Below are 782 nucleotides of genomic sequence, written 5' to 3' on the forward strand. Positions count from 1 at the left end.
TGAACACTTTGACCTTCAGGTCCACGCCTTGCGCGGCCAGGGCCGGCTTCACGAATTCAAGGATCTCAGCGTGGGGCACCGGTGTGGCGGCGACCGTCAGGGTCTCGGCGGCATGGGCGGAAAACGCGGCAACCGCGGCAACCGCGGCGAAAGCAACCAGTAGTTTTTTCATCCAACAAGCTCCTTGTTCGGGCATCTGCCGGCGGGGGCCGGCAATGGCCGTTATTTTCGAGAGTAGTGTGTCACCAGCTTATCGCCGATGGTTTGCAGAATCTGCACCAGTACAATCAACATCACCACGGTGACGACCATCACGTCATCCTGGAAACGCTGGTACCCATAACGGATCGCCAGGTCGCCCAGGCCACCGGCACCCACCACACCCGCCATGGCGGTGTAGCCCACCAGGGCAATGGCGGTCACGGTGATTGCCGCAATGATGCCGGGCTTTGCCTCGGGCAGCAGCGCCTTGGTCATGATCTGCCGGGTGGTCGCGCCCATGGCCTGGGTCGCCTCGATGGTGCCGCGATCGACCTCGCGCAGGGCGGTTTCCACCAGCCGGGCGAAGAACGTCGAAGCGCCTACCGCCAGCGGTGGAATGGCGCCGGCGACACCCAGCGAGGTGCCCGTGAGGAACACCGTCGTCGGGATCATCACAATCAGCAGGATGATAAACGGCAGGGAGCGGATGGCGTTGACCACGAAGGCCAGGGCGGCATAGGTGGTTTTCTGCTCCAGCAACTGGCGTGGGCTGAACAGAAACAGCAGGATGCCCAGCGGCA

General features: G+C 63.0%; 1 protein-coding gene. It reads right to left on the reverse strand.

What is annotated here, in order from left to right; translation table 11 throughout:
• Window positions 1–222: 222 nt before the first annotated feature.
• Window positions 223–782 (reverse strand): methionine ABC transporter permease (locus ASU03_RS19215; RefSeq protein ID WP_057833296.1); only part of this gene is annotated, 560 nt, incomplete at its 5' end.

This window comes from Colwellia sp. TT2012, assembly GCF_001440345.1.
Taxonomy (GTDB): domain Bacteria; phylum Pseudomonadota; class Gammaproteobacteria; order Enterobacterales; family Alteromonadaceae; genus Colwellia.